The sequence below is a fragment of the Methylobacterium sp. Leaf118 genome, from assembly GCF_920984675.1.
Classification (GTDB): Bacteria; Pseudomonadota; Alphaproteobacteria; order Rhizobiales; family Beijerinckiaceae; genus Methylobacterium.
This window is the reverse complement of sequence record NZ_CAKLBV010000056.1, coordinates 12,280-29,977: the sequence shown is the minus strand read 5'-3', so window position 1 is coordinate 29,977 and position 17,698 is coordinate 12,280. Positions and strand designations below refer to the sequence as shown.

The 17,698-nt window shown below is 69.2% G+C and carries 11 protein-coding genes, 1 tRNA gene and 2 pseudogenes; 6 read left to right on the top strand and 8 right to left on the bottom strand.

Annotation, left to right across the window (positions count from 1 at the left end; translation table 11 throughout):
* Positions 1–422: 422 nt before the first annotated feature.
* Entirely contained in the window at positions 423–1,499 is a 1,077-nt protein-coding gene (locus tag LW587_RS19040; RefSeq protein WP_232631166.1) for a tyrosine-type recombinase/integrase, read from the top strand.
* A gap of 37 nt (positions 1,500–1,536) precedes the next feature.
* Here LW587_RS19040 and LW587_RS19035 read toward each other — a convergent pair.
* Positions 1,537–1,612, bottom strand: a tRNA-Thr gene (locus tag LW587_RS19035).
* Between the two features lie 102 nt (positions 1,613–1,714).
* A pseudogene (locus LW587_RS19030) lies at positions 1,715–2,826 on the bottom strand (ISAs1 family transposase); the annotation flags it as partial.
* Between the two features lie 83 nt (positions 2,827–2,909).
* Between LW587_RS19030 and LW587_RS19025 the strand changes: the two are divergent.
* Positions 2,910–3,223, top strand: a pseudogene (locus tag LW587_RS19025) (integrase core domain-containing protein); the annotation flags it as partial.
* A 37-nt stretch (positions 3,224–3,260) separates the two neighbouring features.
* Here the strand turns inward: LW587_RS19025 and LW587_RS19020 are convergent.
* The 3 genes from LW587_RS19020 to carA form a co-directional block, all read right to left on the bottom strand.
* On the bottom strand, positions 3,261–4,148 hold the full coding sequence (locus LW587_RS19020; RefSeq protein ID WP_232631165.1) for a hypothetical protein: 888 nt from the start codon (positions 4,146–4,148) through the stop codon (positions 3,261–3,263).
* A gap of 443 nt (positions 4,149–4,591) precedes the next feature.
* Positions 4,592–5,857: an adenylate/guanylate cyclase domain-containing protein gene (locus LW587_RS19015; protein WP_232631164.1), complete on the bottom strand. Its 1,266-nt coding sequence runs from the start codon at positions 5,855–5,857 to the stop codon at positions 4,592–4,594.
* Between the two features lie 104 nt (positions 5,858–5,961).
* Positions 5,962–7,218: a glutamine-hydrolyzing carbamoyl-phosphate synthase small subunit gene (gene carA, locus LW587_RS19010; protein ID WP_232631163.1), complete on the bottom strand. Its 1,257-nt coding sequence runs from the start codon at positions 7,216–7,218 to the stop codon at positions 5,962–5,964.
* A 188-nt stretch (positions 7,219–7,406) separates the two neighbouring features.
* Here carA and LW587_RS19005 point away from each other — a divergent pair, with 188 nt between their 5' ends.
* The gene (locus LW587_RS19005; RefSeq protein WP_232631162.1) at positions 7,407–7,865 is read left to right on the top strand and encodes a GatB/YqeY domain-containing protein; all 459 of its coding nucleotides are present in this window, start codon (positions 7,407–7,409) and stop codon (positions 7,863–7,865) included.
* A gap of 49 nt (positions 7,866–7,914) precedes the next feature.
* Here LW587_RS19005 and LW587_RS19000 read toward each other — a convergent pair whose 3' ends face one another.
* Together LW587_RS19000 and LW587_RS18995 are read right to left on the bottom strand one after the other, a co-directional pair.
* On the bottom strand, positions 7,915–9,081 hold the full coding sequence (locus tag LW587_RS19000; RefSeq protein ID WP_232631161.1) for a major royal jelly family protein: 1,167 nt from the start codon (positions 9,079–9,081) through the stop codon (positions 7,915–7,917).
* 8 nt (positions 9,082–9,089) lie between these two features.
* Positions 9,090–10,058: an SMP-30/gluconolactonase/LRE family protein gene (locus tag LW587_RS18995; RefSeq protein WP_232631160.1), complete on the bottom strand. Its 969-nt coding sequence runs from the start codon at positions 10,056–10,058 to the stop codon at positions 9,090–9,092.
* A gap of 126 nt (positions 10,059–10,184) precedes the next feature.
* Between LW587_RS18995 and dnaG the strand changes: the two genes are divergently transcribed.
* The 3 genes from dnaG (at position 10,185) to LW587_RS18980 (ending at position 14,960) form a co-directional block, all read left to right on the top strand.
* Complete coding sequence (dnaG, locus tag LW587_RS18990) at positions 10,185–12,095, top strand: DNA primase (protein WP_232631159.1); 1,911 nt, start codon at positions 10,185–10,187, stop codon at positions 12,093–12,095.
* A gap of 207 nt (positions 12,096–12,302) precedes the next feature.
* Positions 12,303–14,306, top strand: coding sequence for an RNA polymerase sigma factor RpoD (gene rpoD / locus LW587_RS18985; RefSeq protein WP_232631158.1), 2,004 nt, complete (start codon positions 12,303–12,305; stop codon positions 14,304–14,306).
* Positions 14,307–14,585: 279 nt separating this feature from the next.
* The gene (locus LW587_RS18980; protein WP_232631157.1) at positions 14,586–14,960 is read left to right on the top strand and encodes a hypothetical protein; all 375 of its coding nucleotides are present in this window, start codon (positions 14,586–14,588) and stop codon (positions 14,958–14,960) included.
* A 6-nt stretch (positions 14,961–14,966) separates the two neighbouring features.
* Here LW587_RS18980 and LW587_RS18975 read toward each other — a convergent pair whose 3' ends face one another.
* A complete protein-coding gene (locus tag LW587_RS18975) occupies positions 14,967–17,624 on the bottom strand; it encodes a heparinase II/III family protein (protein WP_232631156.1) in 2,658 nt (885 codons plus the stop codon).
* Positions 17,625–17,698 lie beyond the last annotated feature (74 nt).

Sequence of the window (17,698 nt, the reverse complement as noted above, 5' to 3'; positions counted from 1 at the left end):
CGCCTCGCCGCGCCGTCCTCTACCTCCGAGCCTCGCCCGCGAACCATTACTCGACGATCGTCCTGATTCTCCCCGATCGTACTTCGCTCCTTCACGACGTTCAGTGCGCTCGCCAAGTACGGCCGCCCTGATCGCTCTACGGTGATACTGGGCGATCGACGGACGCTCGTGACCACCGTCCAGTATCGTCGCACGACCGCCGCGGGCGGGCTCTCCCACGATCTGCCCGCCTTGCTCTCGACGATCGGATGACCGTCCTGAGGCCGCTCTGAGCCATCTGCGGGCCCGATGAGCGATCACGGCACCGAACGGGCGGCAAGCCTCGCGGGCGGCGGCGCCCGCACCGTCGAGCAAACGCTTGCGCGTTCCTCGATCCGTGGTTCGCTCGACCCTCATGCTGACGATCATCACGGGGGTATTGGGTGGCAGGGGTCTATCGCCGCGGCGACGTCTGGTGGGTACGCTTCCGGTTGGGTGGGGTGCACGTCCGCCGATCGGCGAAGACGAGCAAGAAGGCGGAGGCCCAGGCGTTCCTGGCGAAGCTCATGGAGGAGCACGCCCAAGCTGCTCGGGGCGAGGTGCGGCCACGGCACCTTCTGACCGAGGCCATGGACCGGTTCCTCGACGAGTCAGCCCTCAAGAAGGGAACGATCGACGGCTACCGCTTCAACGTCAGGACGCTCACTCGGCTGCTCGGTAGCTTCCATCTCGACGAGATCGACCACCGCTCGCTCGCCGAGTTTGTAGCGATTCGGAAGCGAACCGGCGTGACCGATGCCACGATCCGGCGAGACCTCGCGGTTCTGGGCTCGGTGTTCACGACCGCGATCCGTTGGGGTTGGGCGGACACATCACCGGTCACAGCGTTCAACAAGCGTGCCCTGAAGCTGAGTCGCCCGCGGACACGCTTCTTGACGCGCGAGGAGTTCGACCGGCTGTACGTGGCCGCTTCCGATGATCTCAGACCGATCCTTGTGCTGGCCGTCGAGACGGGCATGCGCAAGGCGGAACTCCTCGGCCTGACCCTCGGAAGCCTCGACCTTCGGAGACGCGAGGCTCACCTCGAAGACACGAAGTCGAGCACACCCAGGAGGGTCCCACTTTCCGCCCGCGCGTTCGAAACGGTGCGGGAGCTTCTGGAACGACGCTCGCGGCCACGCTCAAGCTATCTCTTCTGCAAGCCGGACGGTACGCGCATCGGCAACCCGAAGAAGGCGTTCGAAGGTGCGTGCCGCCGAGCGGGGATCAATGACCTTCACTTCCACGATCTGAGACACACCTTCGCGTCATGGTGGGTCCAGGATGGAGGCGACCTTTACAGGTTGAGTCGTATCCTCGGCCACACCACGCTCCAGATGAGCAGCCGTTACGCGCACCTTCGTACGAACGACCTCCACGAGGAGATCGAACGGGTGGCACAAAAGCGGACACAGGAGCGCAACATACGGGAGGAGAAAGGCGAAGATCGACCGCGGGTCGAAGAGCGCACCGGCCCGTAAGTCGCTGCTGAGAAACAACGATCGTTGAAGAGGTTAGTGGTGCCGCAAGAGGGATTCGAACCCCCGACCCCCTCATTACGAATGAGGTGCTCTACCAGCTGAGCTATTGCGGCGACGCTGGAGCCGTCCGAAGATTCGGGTTCGGCGGATCGAGGGGGGGTCTTAGACGGCAAGCCCGGACTTGGCAAGCGCCTCCGGCCTCTCGGCCAGGGCAATCGCATTCGAGCGATGATGGATCTTGCGAAGGCGTCGGACCATCCGGCGCGGTTTCGCTTTCGTCGGATGGAGAGGTCCGGGCGGGCCGTTTTGAGGACGTTGAGGGCGAGCTTGCGGAGGGTGGCGAGGTCGTGCGCGCCGTGATCCTTGCGGGTGCGTGCGCGATCTTCGTCGAAGGCGGTGTCGAGGACCCAGTGGAGGGTGTTCTCGATGGCCAGTGGGCGCGCACGGCCTCGGCGAAGCGCTCGGGCGTGAGGCGTGCCGAGGAGAGATCGTAGCGCGTGGCGGTTGCGGTCTTGCCGTCTCGGTCCACCGTGCTCGCGACCATGGCGAGGCTTGCGAGTCCCGGCATGTGCGGCTCGCCGGCATAGCGCCGGTCGGAGAACGGCCAGTCGACGCTCTGCGTGACCGCATGGCGGCGGATCTCGATGCGGCCGTGATCGGCATCGCTCGTCTCGTGCCAGATCAGGCTGTCGGCCGGTGGGCCGGCGAAGAACGCCATGACGTCCGCATGCAGGGCCGGGCGGTTGCCCTTGAGCGCGAGCAGATAATCACCCCCGCGCGCCAGCACGGTCGCGGCCGTCTCGCTCTGGCCGTGGATCGCGTCCGCCGTGACGAGCGTGCCCTCCAGGCTCAGGAGGTCGAGAAGGGCCCGGCCGGCGACGATCTCGTTGCTGCCGGCCGCCACCGCCTTCTGGCCGATCACCAACGTGGTGTCCGTGGCGAACGCGGTGGCGACATGCAGCGCGCTTGTGCCCGCAGCACGGTCGAAGGAGCGACGCAGCGTGTTGCCGTCGATGGCCACGACCCCGCGCCCGTCTGCACCGAGCGCATCCAGGAAGCTGCCGAACGCCGCAGACAATGCCTCGGGATCGATCAGACGGAACAGGCGCGAGAACGTGTCAAGGCTCGGCAGACCGTGCTCCAGGCGCAGGAACTCCCGGAACAGCGCCCCGCGATCCTCGGCGAAGTCGGCCATGTCCCCGCAGGTGTGGCAGCCGCAGATCGAGGCCACCAGCGCGAGCGTCACCACCTCCAGAAGGTCGTGACGGCGGGCATTGCCGGTGCGTGGATCGGGAACCGAACCCCGGATCGTGATCAGGCCGCGCATCCGACGCTCTCCGAAGGCGTCGCAAAAGCCCAAACCCCACGAAGGCGCTACATCAAAATCCTCAAATGCGATTCCCCTGAGCTCACAGCTTCGAGTCCCCCTGCGCCTGCAACGATATCGACCATCGCCCGATCAAGCCGCGACACCCGTGGACCAACGGTCAAGTTGAGCGAATGAATCCCACGATCAAGGACGCGACGGTCAAGCGCTACCACTACGACAGCCACGCGCAACTCCGCACCCATCTGGCCGACTTCGTCAGCGCCTAAAATTTTGCCCGCCGCCGCAAGACCCTGTGCGGTCTCACGCCCTACGAAGCCCTTTGCAAGGCGTGGTCCGCCGAGCCGAGCCGAGCCGCTTCAAGGGAAACCCACTCCACCATATGCCGGGACCAAACATCCAGTGGCATCAACTGGCTTTGATCTCGATCGAAATTACTCCGTCCATCCCGAAGCTTCCAGGAGGGACCGAAAATTCTCTGCATTTTCTGGTTGCTCTTTGATAATCTGGTTTAATAGGCGCGCAACATAATTTTTATCGCTCTCCGACCACGGCACTCCGCTCTCCAAGATTCTCATGACATACACTGTCGCTTGAGCGTACAACTTGTCGCCATGCACAAAAGGATGGCACACAAGATCACCTGCATTTTCTGGCAGCATCGCTGGTATCACAGGCTTTTGAAATCCGAAGTATTCATGCAAATAACTGGGAGATCCGATATCATTCATATCCATGCATACAAAGTTTGCATTCGATAATTCGGTCGCGACAAAACTTTCATCATTTGGCCATAGAACTTCGATATTGCTGACGTTGGCGGACTTTCTTTCTGCATAGCAACGCCCTAGCGCAATACGGCGACGAAACAGATAATCAACGGCGCGACCGGAGAGTCGCACAACCGGAAACATCATCGTGTATATAACACTATGATAAAAAGCCATATACTTATACCATGCCCAGTGCTCGCTGGCCCTCGAGTAGCGCGCGGATATCATGTCGATATTTTCACAGTGAGAGAATTTTTTAAAGAAATTTTCTGGTTCATCAGAGTGAATATATACATCAGGCTCAATGAGCCAAAACTGACTTGCCATCGGAAAATGACCCCTCACAATATAAAAAGCATAGTCACCGCAGCGCCATGGCGTATCATACTCATAGATAAGGCCCATTTTCTCTGCATTTGATTTTATGAAACTAATTTTTTCAAAAGATTCGCTCGCTATGGCACCATCCCTCTCGTCTGCAAATATTACAAACCGGGAATTTGGTGCAAGCTTTATCTGGTTTGCAAGCGAAATTTCCACTTCTGTCATTTTATTCGTTCTGAGTATTACCACCTCTCCTCGCCATAACTCATTGGGAACACGAGACATTGACACTACCCTCAACGCATAAATGTGATTGGAATCAAATCTTGACTCTTTCAGCCGTCGTCGAACGCGCTTCCATGCCGAAGCGAGCTCGACACGTAGGCTGCTGGGCCCCCACCTCTGCCATCCCCGCCCACGCGCCTCGTCGAATGCACTTTGAACTCTCACGACTCTACGCGTTATGACTTCGAATGCTAAACGGTGTGATCCCCGCCGCGGATCAACACAGCATCGCAAACGAACTGCACATCACGGGCCATGCACGCGGCCCGCCCTTCGCCAACAGTGGTCGCGTGCGCGTTGGCGCGGCTCGATGTCCATGGTCCCGGCAGCGGCATTAAGCTGGCCGGGTAGGCAAGTCGAGATGCGGGTTCCTGCTTCCGTCTCTAACCCGTCTTGGCCAGCGGCCGGACCCTGCGGCCGGGCCGGAACACCGCCATCGGCTCGGCGAACCCGTCGAGGGCATGGATGCCGAGCGGCTCGGGATCGCCCCACAGGAAGTCCACGAACGGCTTGGACATCAGCAGCGGCTCGCCCAGCGTACGGTTCAGCCGCGCCAGCCGGCTCGCGAGGTTCACGTCGCGGCCGATCACCGTAAAGTCGAGCCGGGTGCCCGAGCCGACATTGCCGTAGGCCGCCTCGCCGTGGTGGAGCGCGATGCCGGCCGCCACCGCCTTGGCGCCGAAGCGCCCGACCGCGTTGGCCTCGGCCAGCGCCGCCAGCGCCGCCTCGGCGGCCGTCACCGCGCTCTTGGCCGCCCCGCCGAGGTCGTCGCCGGTCTCCCGGAAGATCGCGAGCAGGCCGTCGCCCAGATACTTCAACACCTCGCCGCCCTCCCGCTCGATCGGCGGCACGAGGCAGTCGAAGAAGGCGTTGAGGAGATCGACCGCGCCCTCGGGCTTCAGGTCGGCAGAGAGGCGGGTGTAGTCGCGCATGTCGGCGAACAGGATCGCCGAGCGGATGCGCCGCACCTGTCCCCGGCGGATGTCGCCGGACAGGATCGCCCGGTGCGGCTCGTCGCCGACATAGATGCGCAGCACCGTGTCGAGTTGCTTGTTGAGGAGGCGCATCTCCATCACGGCGGCGAGCGTCGGCATGACGAAGCGCAGGATGGCGATGTCCTCGTCGCGAAACCCCTCGAGGGCGCGCGTCGCGAAGGTGATGCCGTTGCGGGTGCCGTTGGTGAAGATCAGCGGCGCGACGATGTAATGGGTGTAGCCGGCGGCCTTCAGCTCCGGGATGACCGCGTAGCAATCGTCCGGCGTCCTGCCGAGATCGAGGACGAGCCATTCGCCGCTCTCGTGGACCGTGTAGAACGGGCTCTCGCGATAGGCCTTCTCGGAGGCCTCGCCGTGGGGGAACAGGCGGACGCTCGATCCCTCCTCGCGGGTCCAGCGGCGCCCGACCCCGGAATATTCCGAATGCAGGGTGTCGATCGCCGTCGTCGCGCGGTCGATCGGCACGCCGATGGCGTCGAGACGCTGGGCCAAGCCCGCCAGCAAATCGTCGGCCTTGGGGAGCCGCGCCCCCTCCCCCAGGAGCCAGTCGCGGATGCCGACGCAGGCCTGCAGCGCCCCGAAGGGCACGTCCTCGGCCTCCGATCCGTCGGCGAGGGCGGTCGGGGGCGGTCGCGGGGCGTCCTCGTCGAGCATGGGCCGAAGGTGGGCATTTCGCCGGTTAAGGCAAGGCTTGGCGCCGCACGAGGATCCGCGCGGCGCTCGGCCGGGCTCCGCCGCGACGGGCGGCGCGCCCGGTGTCAGCGGGTCTGCGCGGCCTCCCGCCGGTTCTCGCGCATCAGGGTCACGAAGCGCTCGAACAGGTAGTGGCTGTCGCGCGGGCCGGGCGAGGCCTCCGGGTGGTGCTGCACCGAGAAGGCCGGACGGTCGGTCAGGGAAAGGCCGCAATTCGAGCCGTCGAACAGCGACACATGAGTCTCGACCGCGGTCTCGGGCAGGCTCGTCGGGTCGACCGCGAAGCCGTGATTCATCGACACGATCTCGACCTTGCCGGTGGTGTGGTCCTTCACCGGATGGTTCGCGCCATGATGGCCCTGGCCCATCTTCACCGTGCGCCCGCCGAGCGCGAGGCCCATGAGCTGGTGGCCGAGGCAGATGCCGAAGGTCGGCACCCGCTCGTCGAGGAGTTGGCGGATGACCGGCACGGCATAGTGCCCGGTCGCGGCCGGATCGCCGGGGCCGTTGGAGAGGAACACCCCGTCGGGGTTCATCGCCATGATGGCCTCGGCGCTCGTCGTGGCCGGCACCACCGTCACGTCGCAGCCGGCCTCGGCCAGCAGGCGCAGGATGTTGCGCTTCACGCCGTAATCGATCGCGACCACCTTGAGCCCGGCACCCGGCGCCCGGGAGCCGTAGCCGCCCTTCACCGCCCAGACGGTCTCGGTCCAGGCCGACGGCGCCCTTGAGGTCACCGGCGGCACGAGGTCGAGCCCCTCCATCGGGGCGAGCGCCGCGGCCCGGGCCTTCAGGGCGTCCCGGTCGAACCGGCCTTCGGGATCGTTGGCGATGACGGCGTTGGGCATGCCGTGGTCGCGGATCAGGGCGGTGAGCGCGCGGGTGTCGATGCCGGTGATGCCGACGATCCCGCGGGCTTTCAGCCAGCCGTCGAGATGCGAGGAGGAGCGCCAGTTCGAGGGCCGGGTGACGGCGGACGCGATCACCGCGCCGCGTACGCCGGAGGCCGGGGCCTGCTCCAGGCTCTCCAGATCCTCGTCGTTGGTGCCGACATTGCCGATATGCGGGAAGGTGAAGGTGACGATCTGCCCGGCATAGGACGGATCCGTCAGGATTTCCTGGTAACCCGTCATGGCGGTGTTGAAGCAGACCTCGCCGTCGGCCGCACCGGTCTGGCCGATGCCGAAGCCTTCGAGCACGGTGCCGTCGGCGAGCACGAGGAGCGCCGTGACGCGGGGCTCGCTCCAGGGCTCCGGGTGCTTGGGCTCGGGGACGGGGCCTGCGGGATCGGCACGCAGGGTCGCGGGTTCGTCTTGCAGCATGGGTCCGATCCGGCTTATGTCCGCCGCCTCGCGCCGCCCGAGAACGGGGCCGCGGGAAAAGCGGGAGTTGGGCGGGCTCATAGCGAGCCGGCCGCGCCGGGGTCAATCTGGGCGCGCGATCATGCGCGCACAATGCGCCCTGGACGCGCACGAGACCCGCGCCTCGACACGTCTGGAGACCGACCACCATGCTGCGCGAGCGCATCACCGCCGAGATGAAGGACGCCATGAAGGCCGGCGAGAAGCAGAAGCTCTCGACCGTGCGCATGATTCAGGCGGCGGTGAAGGACAAGGACATCGAGTCCCGTGGCCTCGGCAAGGACCCGGCCAGCGACGAGGAGATCCTCGCGCTCCTCCAGAAGATGATCAAGCAGCGTCAGGAAGCCGCGGGCGTCTACGAGCAGGGCGGCCGGCCCGAGCTCGCCGAGACCGAGCGCGCCGAGGTCCAGATCATCCAGGCCTTCCTGCCCCAGCAGATGGATGAGGCCGAGACCCGAGCGGCCATCGCCGGCGCCATCGCCGAGACCGCAGCCGCCGGCCCGAAGGACATGGGCAAGGTGATCGCGGCCCTGAAGGGCAAATATGCCGGCCGCATGGATTTCGGCCGCGCCAGCGGGCTCGTAAAGGACGCGCTCGCCGGGAAGTAAGGCCAAGTGATCGGGCCAAGTGATCGGGCCAAGCGATCGGGCCACCGCGTCACGCCGGCCCGGCATCGATCCGCATGCGGAAGATCGCGTAGGGCGGCGTTTCGCGGCTGAAGCCGCCCTGATGCTCCGCGCGGCGGTTGGCCTGCGCCGACGAGACGTAGAGCCAGCCGTCCGGGGTGATCCAGAACGTGTCCGGCCAGATCAGGCGCGGATCGGTGGCGAGCACCTCGATCCGCCCGTCCGGATCGCGCCGGGCGATCGCGTTGAACTCCTGAAGGCTGAGGTAAATCCGGTCGCGGGAATCGGCGATGAGGCCGCCGGTCAGGCCCTTCTCGCCGAGGTCCTGCACCGTGGCGGCGACGGCGGCGTCGTCCTGGGCGGGATCGCGCAGGGCCGCGGTCTCGACCGTGTAGAGGCGCCGGCTCATCAGCGGCGCGTAAGTGAGGCGTCGTCCGTCGGGGCTGAGCGCGACACCGTTGGCTCCCCCCTGGATCGGGCGCGCGGAACCGTCGCCCGGGCGCTTCATCAGCACCTGACCCTCGACGATCTTCAGGGTCCCGGCGACGGAGGTCGTGCTCGGGTGACCGGCGAGACGCCGCACTGCCCGGCCGCTGGCGAGATCGACGGCGATGAGGGCGCCCTCGCCCGCCTGGCCCTGGTCGGTGAGGAAGACCGCCTCGTGACCCGGACGGAGATCGATCCGCAGGTCGTTCAGCGAGGATTGGTCGGTGATCGCGTCCTGCAGGGGGATCGTGCGGACGGGCGCGTTCGTCGCGAGGTCGATGCAGACGAGTTTCGCCGCCCCCGGCACCGGCACGCCGGACGCGGCCATCAGGCCGGCATCGAGCAGCCAGAGGCGGCCCTGCCCGTCGATCAACCCGTTGGGGACGTGGAATAGGGTCTCGCCCGCCCGCGCCGGGTCGGGGCGGTTCGCCGCCGCGCTCGGATAGGGCACGACGCGCCCGTCCGGGAACAGCTCGCCCGCGGTGAAGGCGGTGCGCCCGTCGAAGCGTGGCATGAACAGGAACATCCGGCCGCCGCGCGAGACCGTCAGGCCGGTCGGCGTCGTCGGCGCCTGGGCGGCGACAACCAGCTCGAAGCTGCCGACCGGAGGGGCGGTCGCGGGCTGCGCCCGGGCCGGCCGCAGGCCCGACGCCCGAACCGCGAGAACGCCTGCCGTGCCGCGGAGAAGCGCGCGGCGCCCGATGCGTGTCATGAGGGTCCTCAACCGTGCAGGCCGGCGCCGCGCATGCGGGTCTCGACCGCCAGCACGCGGGGACCGGCGCAGATGTAGAGGCGGCGCCCGTCCGGGCCGCCGAAGGCGATGTTGGCGCAGGGCCCCTCGGTGGGGATGAGGCCCAGGAAGGCGCCATCGGGGTTCCAGATCCGCACGCCCTCGCCGGCCCCGCAATAGACCCGGCCCTCGGTGTCGACCCGGATTCCGTCCGGCACCCCGCTCTCGATCCGGGCGAAGACGCGCTCTCCGGTGAGGCGCCCGTCCGCCACGTCGAAAGCGCGGATCTCCCGGGGCACCGTCGCGTCGAGCGCCGCCCCGGCCTCACTGACGTAGAGACGGCGCTCGTCGGGGGAGAAGGCCAGCCCGTTGGGCTGCCGGAACGCGCGCGTGACGATCGCGAGGCCCCCGTCCGGATCGCACCGGTAGACGAAGCTGCCCGCCTGCTCGGAGGGGCGCGGTTCGCCCTCCTCGGCACTCACGATGCCGAAGGTCGGGTCCGTGAACCAGACCGCGCCGTCGCGGGCCACGACGACGTCGTTGGGCGAATTCAGCCGGCGGCCCTCGAAGCGCTCGGCCAGCACCGTCAGGCGGCCATCCCCCTCCCGGCGCACCACCTGGCCGGTGCGGTGCTCGCAGGTGACGAGCCGACCCTCGCGGTCCAGGGTGTTGCCGTTGGCGTTCGCCGAGGGCGCGCGAAACACCTCCGGGCGGCCGCCCTCGGGGAGGCGCAGCATCCGGTTGCGCCGCACATCGCTGAAGACGAGGCTGTTCAGCGCCGGGACCCAGACCGGCCCCTCGCACCATGCCCCCTCCCCGTAGAGCGTCTCGACCCGCGCGCCCGGCGCGAGGACGGAGGCGAGCCCCTCCCCGGCTTGGGCCGCGACGGGCGCCAGCAGGGCGAGGCCGAGGAGCGGGCGGCGGGTGAGGCCGCGGGACGATCGGGCTGAATCGGTCATCGGCCGGCCAACGCGTCCGGGCCGGGAAGGCTCCAAGGCGGGCGTGAGACTCCGTTAGGCCACCCGCGCTAGGATGCAGGCCGAGGCCGGAGGCCCGGCATCCGCGGCTGCATCGAAAAGAACCCCGTGCGCTACCCGCCCCATATCCTCGAAGAGATCCGCGTCCGTCTCCCGGCCTCCGACGTGGTCGGACGGCGGGTGCGGCTGAAGAAGGCGGGGCGCGAGTGGCGCGGCCTGTCGCCGTTCAACGCGGAGAAGTCGCCGAGCTTCTACGTGAACGACCAGAAGCAGTTCTACCATTGCTTCTCGTCCGGCAAGCACGGCGACATCTTCACCTTCCTGATGGAGACCGAGGGCGTCAGCTTCCCCGAAGCGGTCGAGCGGCTGGCGAGCGAGGCCGGCGTCGGGCTGCCGAAAATGAGCGCCGAGAGCGAGCAGGCCGAAGCACGCCGCGTGGGGGCGCTCGAGATCATGGAGATGGCCGCGCTCTATTTCGAGGCGCAGCTGCTGGCCCCCGGCGGGGCGGAGGCCAGGGCCTATCTCGACCGGCGGGGTCTGGGCGAGACCACGCGCACGGCGTTCCGGCTGGGCTATGCCCGGGGCGAGCGCTACGGCCTGCGCGATCACCTCGCCGCCAAGGGCGTCGAGCGCGACACGATGCTGGAACTGGGGCTGCTCGCCACCGCCGAGGGCGTCGCCGTACCCTACGACAAGTTCCGCGACCGGGTGATGTTTCCGATCCGCGACGTCCGCGGGCGGGTCGTCGCCTTCGGCGGCCGGGCGATGCAGGCCGAGGCCAAGGCGAAGTACATGAACTCGCCGGAGACCCCGCTCTTCCACAAGGGGCGGATGCTCTACAACCTCGACCGGGCCCGCAAGGCGGCCCATGAGCGCGCCCGCATCGTCGCGGTGGAGGGCTATGTCGACGTCATCGCCATGACGCTGGCGGGCTTTCCCGAGACGGTGGCGCCGCTCGGCACGGCGCTGACCGAGGACCAGCTCGCCCTGCTCTGGCGCCACGCCGACGAGCCGATCCTGTGCTTCGACGGCGACGGGGCCGGGCAGCGCGCCGCCTTCCGCGCGCTCGACGTGGCCCTGCCGATGCTGGAGCCGGGAAAATCCCTGCGCGTCGCCATGCTGCCCGAGGGCCAGGACCCGGACGACCTCGCCCGTTCGGGCGGCGCCGGCGCGATCGACGCGGTGCTGAGCGGGGCCCGGCCCCTCGTCGACGTGCTGTGGGCCCGCGAGACCGAGGCCGGCGCCCTCGACACGCCCGAGCGCCGGGCGGGCCTCGCCAAGACGCTCCGCGAGGCGGTCGCCGGCATCCGCGACGAGACCGTGCGGCGCTTCTACCGCGACGAGATCGAGGGGCGTCTGCGCGGGCTTTCGGGACGGCCCGACCGAACGGAGGGCGGCTATGCCCCGGGACCGCGCGCGCCGCGCGCCGCGCCGTTCCAGCGTCGGCCGCGGCCGGGCGACCCGCCGCCCTCGCCGCGGATCGTCACTGGCTTCAACCCCCTGCTCAAGGCGGCGGGGCCGGGGCCGGCGCAGGGCGGGCGCGCAGCCAAGCGCGAGGCGATGATCATCGCGAGCCTGCTGGCGCATCCCGAACTCGTCGGGATCGAGGAGGAGGCGCTCGCGGCCCTCGAACTCGTCAACCCGGACGCGGCGGCCTTGCGCGCCCTCCTGCTCGACCGCGCCGCGGAGGCCGAGGCGAGCGCACCGGAACTGATGGCGGCCCGCCTGCGCCGGGCGGGACTGGAGGAGGCGAGCGCCCGGCTCCTCGCCCTGGTCAATCCCGGCGACCGCTGGATGCTCGATCCGCACGCCGACCCTCAGCGTCTGGAACATACCCTGCATCAGGCCGTGATCTTGCACCGGCAGACGGGCGCGCTACATAGCGAACTTCACCAAGCCGAGCGGGCTCTTGCCGAGGATGGGTCCGAGGCGAATTTCGCGTGGCTCTGCGACGTGCAGCAGCAGCTCGCCGTGATCGCCGCAGCCGAGGCGGAAGCGGAGGTCTCTCGGGAGGAGTGAATTTCCGCGAGCGTGGCCGCCCTGCGACGGCACGGGGCCGCGCACTATGGTTAACGGTCGGTCAACACACGGCGCGCTAGAGCTTTAAGCGACGAGAATCGGCGCGGGCACTCGACAAGCGCGCCATTCCCCTACATTGCGACGGGTCTTTCGCGGGATGCGCGCGGGCTCACGGCCCCGCCGCCGCCACGAGAACATAGGCTGAGCATGGCAACGAAGGCAACCGAGCGGGACGATGCGGACGCCGCCCAGGAGCAACCGACGGATGGCCCGCTCCTCGACCTGACGGATGCCGCGGTCAAGCGGATGGTGAAGCTCGCCAAGAAGCGCGGCTACGTCACCTACGAGGAGATCAACGAGGTTCTCCCCGACGGTCAGGTCGACGGCGACCAGATCGAGGACGTGCTGGCCCAGCTCGACGACATGGGCATCCGCGTGGTCGAGGCCGAGGAATCGGAAGAGACCGCCACCGAGACCAAGGCCAACGGCGAGGCCACCGAGGACGAGGAGCCCGCCGAGGGCACCGAGGTCGCGGAGACCTCGACGTCGGCGCGCGCCGTCACGGTGGCCACGCCCACCGCCAAGGAGCCGACCGATCGCACGGACGATCCCGTGCGCATGTACCTGCGCGAGATGGGCTCGGTGGAGCTGCTCTCGCGCGAGGGCGAAATCGCCATCGCCAAGCGCATCGAGGCCGGCCGCGAGGCGATGATCGCGGGCCTCTGCGAGAGCCCGCTGACCTTCCAGGCCATCATCATCTGGCGCGACGAGCTCGTCGACGGCAAGGTGCTGCTGCGCGACATCATCGACCTCGAAGCCACCTATGCCGGGCCCGATGCCCGCGGGGCGCCCCAGACGCCGGAGGAAGGCACCGAGGAGACCGAGGAGGGCGAAGGCGCCGTCCCGCCGGAAGGCGGCGACGACGAGGACGACATGGAGAACAACGTGTCGCTCGCGGCCATGGAGGCCGAGATCAAGCCGCGCGTTCTCGAGACCTTCGACAACATCGCCTCGAACTACCGGAAGCTCCGCAAGCTCCAGAACGAGGAGACGGAGCTGAAGACGGGCGGCGGCACGCCGACCTCCGCCCAGACCAAGAAGCAGGCCGAGCTGAAGGACATCGTCGTCACCGACGTGAAGTCCCTCTCGCTCAACGCCAACCGCATCGAGGCCCTGGTCGAGCAGCTCTACGACATCAACAAGCGCCTCATCTCGCATGAGGGCCGCCTGATGCGCGCCGCCGAGAGCCACGGCGTCGCCCGCGACGAGTTCCTGCGCCACTACCAGGGCTACGAGCTCGACCCGAACTGGATGGCCCGCGTCGGCACGCTGGGCGGCAAGGGCTGGAAGAACTTCGTCGAGCGCGGCGGCCGGCAGGTCGCGGACCTGCGCGAGCAGATCCTGACGCTCGCCTCCGAGACGGGCCTGAAGATCGGCGAGTACCGCAAGATCGTCTCGATGGTGCAGAAGGGCGAGCGCGAAGCCCGCCAGGCGAAGAAGGAGATGATCGAGGCCAACCTCCGCCTCGTGATCTCGATCGCCAAGAAATACACCAACCGCGGCCTGCAGTTCCTGGACCTGATCCAGGAAGGCAATATCGGTTTGATGAAGGCCGTCGATAAGTTCGAGTATCGGCGCGGCTACAAGTTCTCGACCTATGCGACGTGGTGGATCCGGCAGGCGATCACCCGTTCGATCGCCGACCAGGCCCGCACCATCCGCATCCCGGTGCACATGATCGAGACGATCAACAAGATCGTCCGGACGTCGCGCCAGATGCTGCACGAGATCGGCCGCGAGCCGACCCCGGAGGAGCTGGCCGAGAAATTGGCCATGCCGCTGGAGAAGGTCCGCAAGGTCCTCAAGATCGCCAAGGAGCCGATCTCTCTCGAAACGCCCATCGGTGACGAGGAAGATTCGCATCTCGGCGACTTCATCGAGGACAAGAACGTCGTCCTGCCGATCGACGCGGCGATCCAGTCGAACCTGCGCGAGACCACGACCCGTGTGCTCGCTTCGCTGACGCCGCGCGAGGAGCGCGTCCTGCGGATGCGCTTCGGCATCGGCATGAACACCGACCACACCCTCGAAGAGGTGGGTCAGCAGTTCTCGGTGACCCGCGAGCGCATCCGCCAGATCGAGGCGAAGGCGCTGCGCAAGCTCAAGCATCCGAGCCGCTCGCGGAAGCTGCGGAGCTTCCTCGACAACTGATCGCCTGTTCGACGCGGGCCTCCAACACCCGACCGCATCCCTGAGATGGCAGCGCGTCCGCGCCGCCCTTGAGGGGTGAAGAGGGATGGATGCTGGAGCGCCTTGATCGGCCGCCCTTCGGGCGGCCGTTTGCGTTCAACCCCTGCCGTGACTGCACCCGTGACCGAAGGCGGATGGTTCCCGCCCCGTCACAAAAAACCCCGACTTCCCCGGCATCCACACGTCATCGCGGCCGGATCGCTCAAGAATCACCGGCCGGGCCGTTTGGGGGTTTGCCGGATGACGCTCGACGACGCGCGCGACGACTTCTCGCGCCTGCATCGCCATTTCACGCTGCATCTCGGAGTGGCGGTCGGCCTGTCGTGGCTGACGGCGCTCTACGCCGCAGCCAACGTGCCGTGGGTGCGCAACATCCGCGCCCTGATCGACCCCGCCGGACCGGTGCGGGTCGAGAGCACGCTCTCCTACCTGTTCGTGATGCCCGCGGTGCTGACGCTCGCCTGGGCCGCCGCCTATTTCGGCCGCGAGACCATGCGCCGCCTCCAGACCCTGCCGAACCAGACCCTCGAATTCGCGGCTGCGGCCGCCGTCGCCTTCGGGGTGTTCTACCTGTCGATCGACCGCGCCGTCGCGGCCCTCCTCGCCGGGTTCTGAGGGGGGTTACCCGCCCTCCGCGAGGCGGCGGACCGCCTCCGAGGCGAGCAGGCGCACGAGCGCCTGCTCGGAGTCCCGATCCGCGGCCACGACGAGGCCGCCGCAGACCGTGCCGCGTCCGGTGACGGCGTAGCGCAGGACCGGCGCCGCCTTGAGGCCGCCGGTGCCCGCGGCGACGAAGCCGCGCATCGCCCCCGGCCGATCGCTGCGCCCGACGCTCACCGCCAGCCCGGCCGCCTGCCCGGTCACCGTCCAGGACAGGATCTCGAGCCGCCGCCCGTCCTGCTGGGCGAGCGCCCGCCGGGGCCCCGACAGGGCGACCAGCGTGTCGGGCGCGAGCTGCACCTGCCCCGCGAAGGAGATCGCCCGCTCCGCCCGGCGCCGCGTGAAGCGGTCGAGCACCGCGAGCCCGCGCAGATCGTCCAGCACCACGAAGATCCGGGCGTGGGCATAGTCCGGCCCGTGCACGTTGGTCGCGAGGGCGATGACCTGCGCGCCGTCGAGGGCGAAGCGCGCCGTCGGCCAGCCCCGGCCGGCCACCGGCTCGCATCGGTCGGGCCATGCGACGTTGTGGGCGCGGGCCGAGTTCAGGTGATGGCGCGCCGCCCCGGTCTCGACGCCCTCCGCGCCGCCGCCCTCGACGATCCAGCGCCGCGAACCGGTGGCGAAGACGAAGGAGGTGCAGTCGCGGTGGTCCTGGGGCGACGGGCCGGCATGGAGGCAGGCGAAATGGGCCCAGCCCCGTTCGGGTCCGTCGTAGCGCAGGGCGATGATCTCCGGCGTTTCCGCCTCGCGCCCGGCCGGGTCGTCCTCACGGACCGCCACGAGGTCGCCCGCGGGCGCCCCCAGGCGGGCGATCCAGGCGGCGTGGTCGAGGCCCGGCGGGGTGTCGCCGAAGGGCGGCAGCCGCCCGGCCGGATCGAGGAGCCGGGCAAGGCCCGGCAGCGCCGCCGCGACGCGCTCGGCGATGGCCGGCCCCGGCGCCGCGCCACCGAGCGCGGCGGCGATGCCCTGCCCGTGCGTCAGCAGGTCGAGACGGCGCAGGGGCGCGGATTCGGCGAAGGCGCCGTCGGCCCCGAGCAGGGCGTCGAAGCCCCGCCCCAGGCTCTCGCAGGCGAGGGTCTCCCAGTGCGGCGCGAAGGCGAAATGCGGCAGGGCGCGGGCGAGCGCCAGCAGGGCGGCCGAGGCCTGGAGGCCGTGGAGCGCGCGCGCCAGCGTGTTCTGCCCGACGATCTCGGCCAGGGCGAAGCCGTGCCGCGCCGCCTCCGCGGCGATGATTTCGCGCGCCGCGTCCCGCTCCCCTGACAGAAGGCGCGCCAGCACGTCGGCGCGGGGCGCCAACGCGGCCGGGTGCAGGCTCAGCGGGTCGCTCGGATGGCCCCAGGGATTGGCCGCCGCCCACGAAGCCGCCAGCGCCCGGGCGCGGGCCTCGCCCTCCGGGGTCGCGGCGAGGGGCAGCAGCCAGGACAGGGACTGGTAGGCGAGCCGCCAGCCGACGGTGCGGAACGGGTCCTCGCGCCAGTCCGGCGCCGCCGGCAGGGTCCAGTCGGGCAGGCTGGCGAGGGTCAGCCTCACGCCCGCCCCGTCATGGCGGGCGTCGCGATCGGGCCCGGCGCGGGTCGCCCGGATGCGGGCGAGCAGGGGAGCAACGGACATCCCCGCCGCCGGCGGAGCGAGCCAGCCGCCCGGGGCGTCCGCGCCGAGCCCGAGCCGTTCGGCGAGCCGGGCGAGGAAGGCGGGGCCGGCGAGGGGATCGTCGCCGCACAGGCTTTCCAGGCGGAACCCGTCCTCCAGCGCCACTTCCGGCGCGCCGATCAGCTCGGCCCCGGCCGGCGCCTGCGCCTCCTCCCAGGGCCCGAGATCGAGGGTCACCGAGGCCGCGCCGGTCGGCGGGCGCAGGGCGAGGGTGAAGCGGCGCGCCTGCGGCACGGTGGAGAGGTTCACGACCGCCCCCAGCCCCGGCACCGACACGGCGCCGGGATAGGGCGGCGCGATCTCGACGCCCGCCGCGTCCCGGTAGGTGAGCCGGACCCGGGCGGCGTGCTCGTCGGGCCGCGGGGCGTAGAGCTGGCCGCGCAGGGTCAGGCCGACGCCCTCGGGCAGGGCGTAGGTCAGGGAGACGGGCTCCGTGTCGAGGGGTCGGCGCCGCGGGGCCGCGGCGGGATCGGGCGCGCCGAGGAGGAGGACCGGATCGGTCACCGTGACGGGGGCCGTGTTGCGCCAGGAGCGGAAGGTCACGGCGAGATCGCGGGCCTGGTCCGGCACCCGGAAGGCGATGCGCCGCCGCGCCTCCGGCCCCGCGAGGTCCGGCCCCGCGATCCAGGCGGCGTGCGGATCGAGCAGGCCGCGGGTGAGCCCGGGGACATGGTCGAGGTCGAGGCTCGACCCGTCGCCGGCCAGACAATCGACGCCGACCGCCACGCAATCGGCGGCGAGGCACGCGGTTTCCGCCGCGTCATAGGCGAGGCCGAAGGCCAGGCAGGCCCAGGCCCCGGGGCGCAGCCCGGTGAAGGGGAGCACCGCGCGGGCGAAGCGGTGGTTGGGCGCGAGCCGATGCAGGCCCTCGCGCCCGCCCGATCCGGCCCCACCGGCATAGCGGGCCGGCCCCGGATCCAGGACGGGCACGCCCTCGGCTCCCGCCCGCTCTTCGTCGCTCGACACCATGGGCGCAGGCGCACCGGGCGCCCCCCCTCTGTCAAGCGCCGAGCCAGCCTCGTGCAAGATTGCCTGCCTAAACC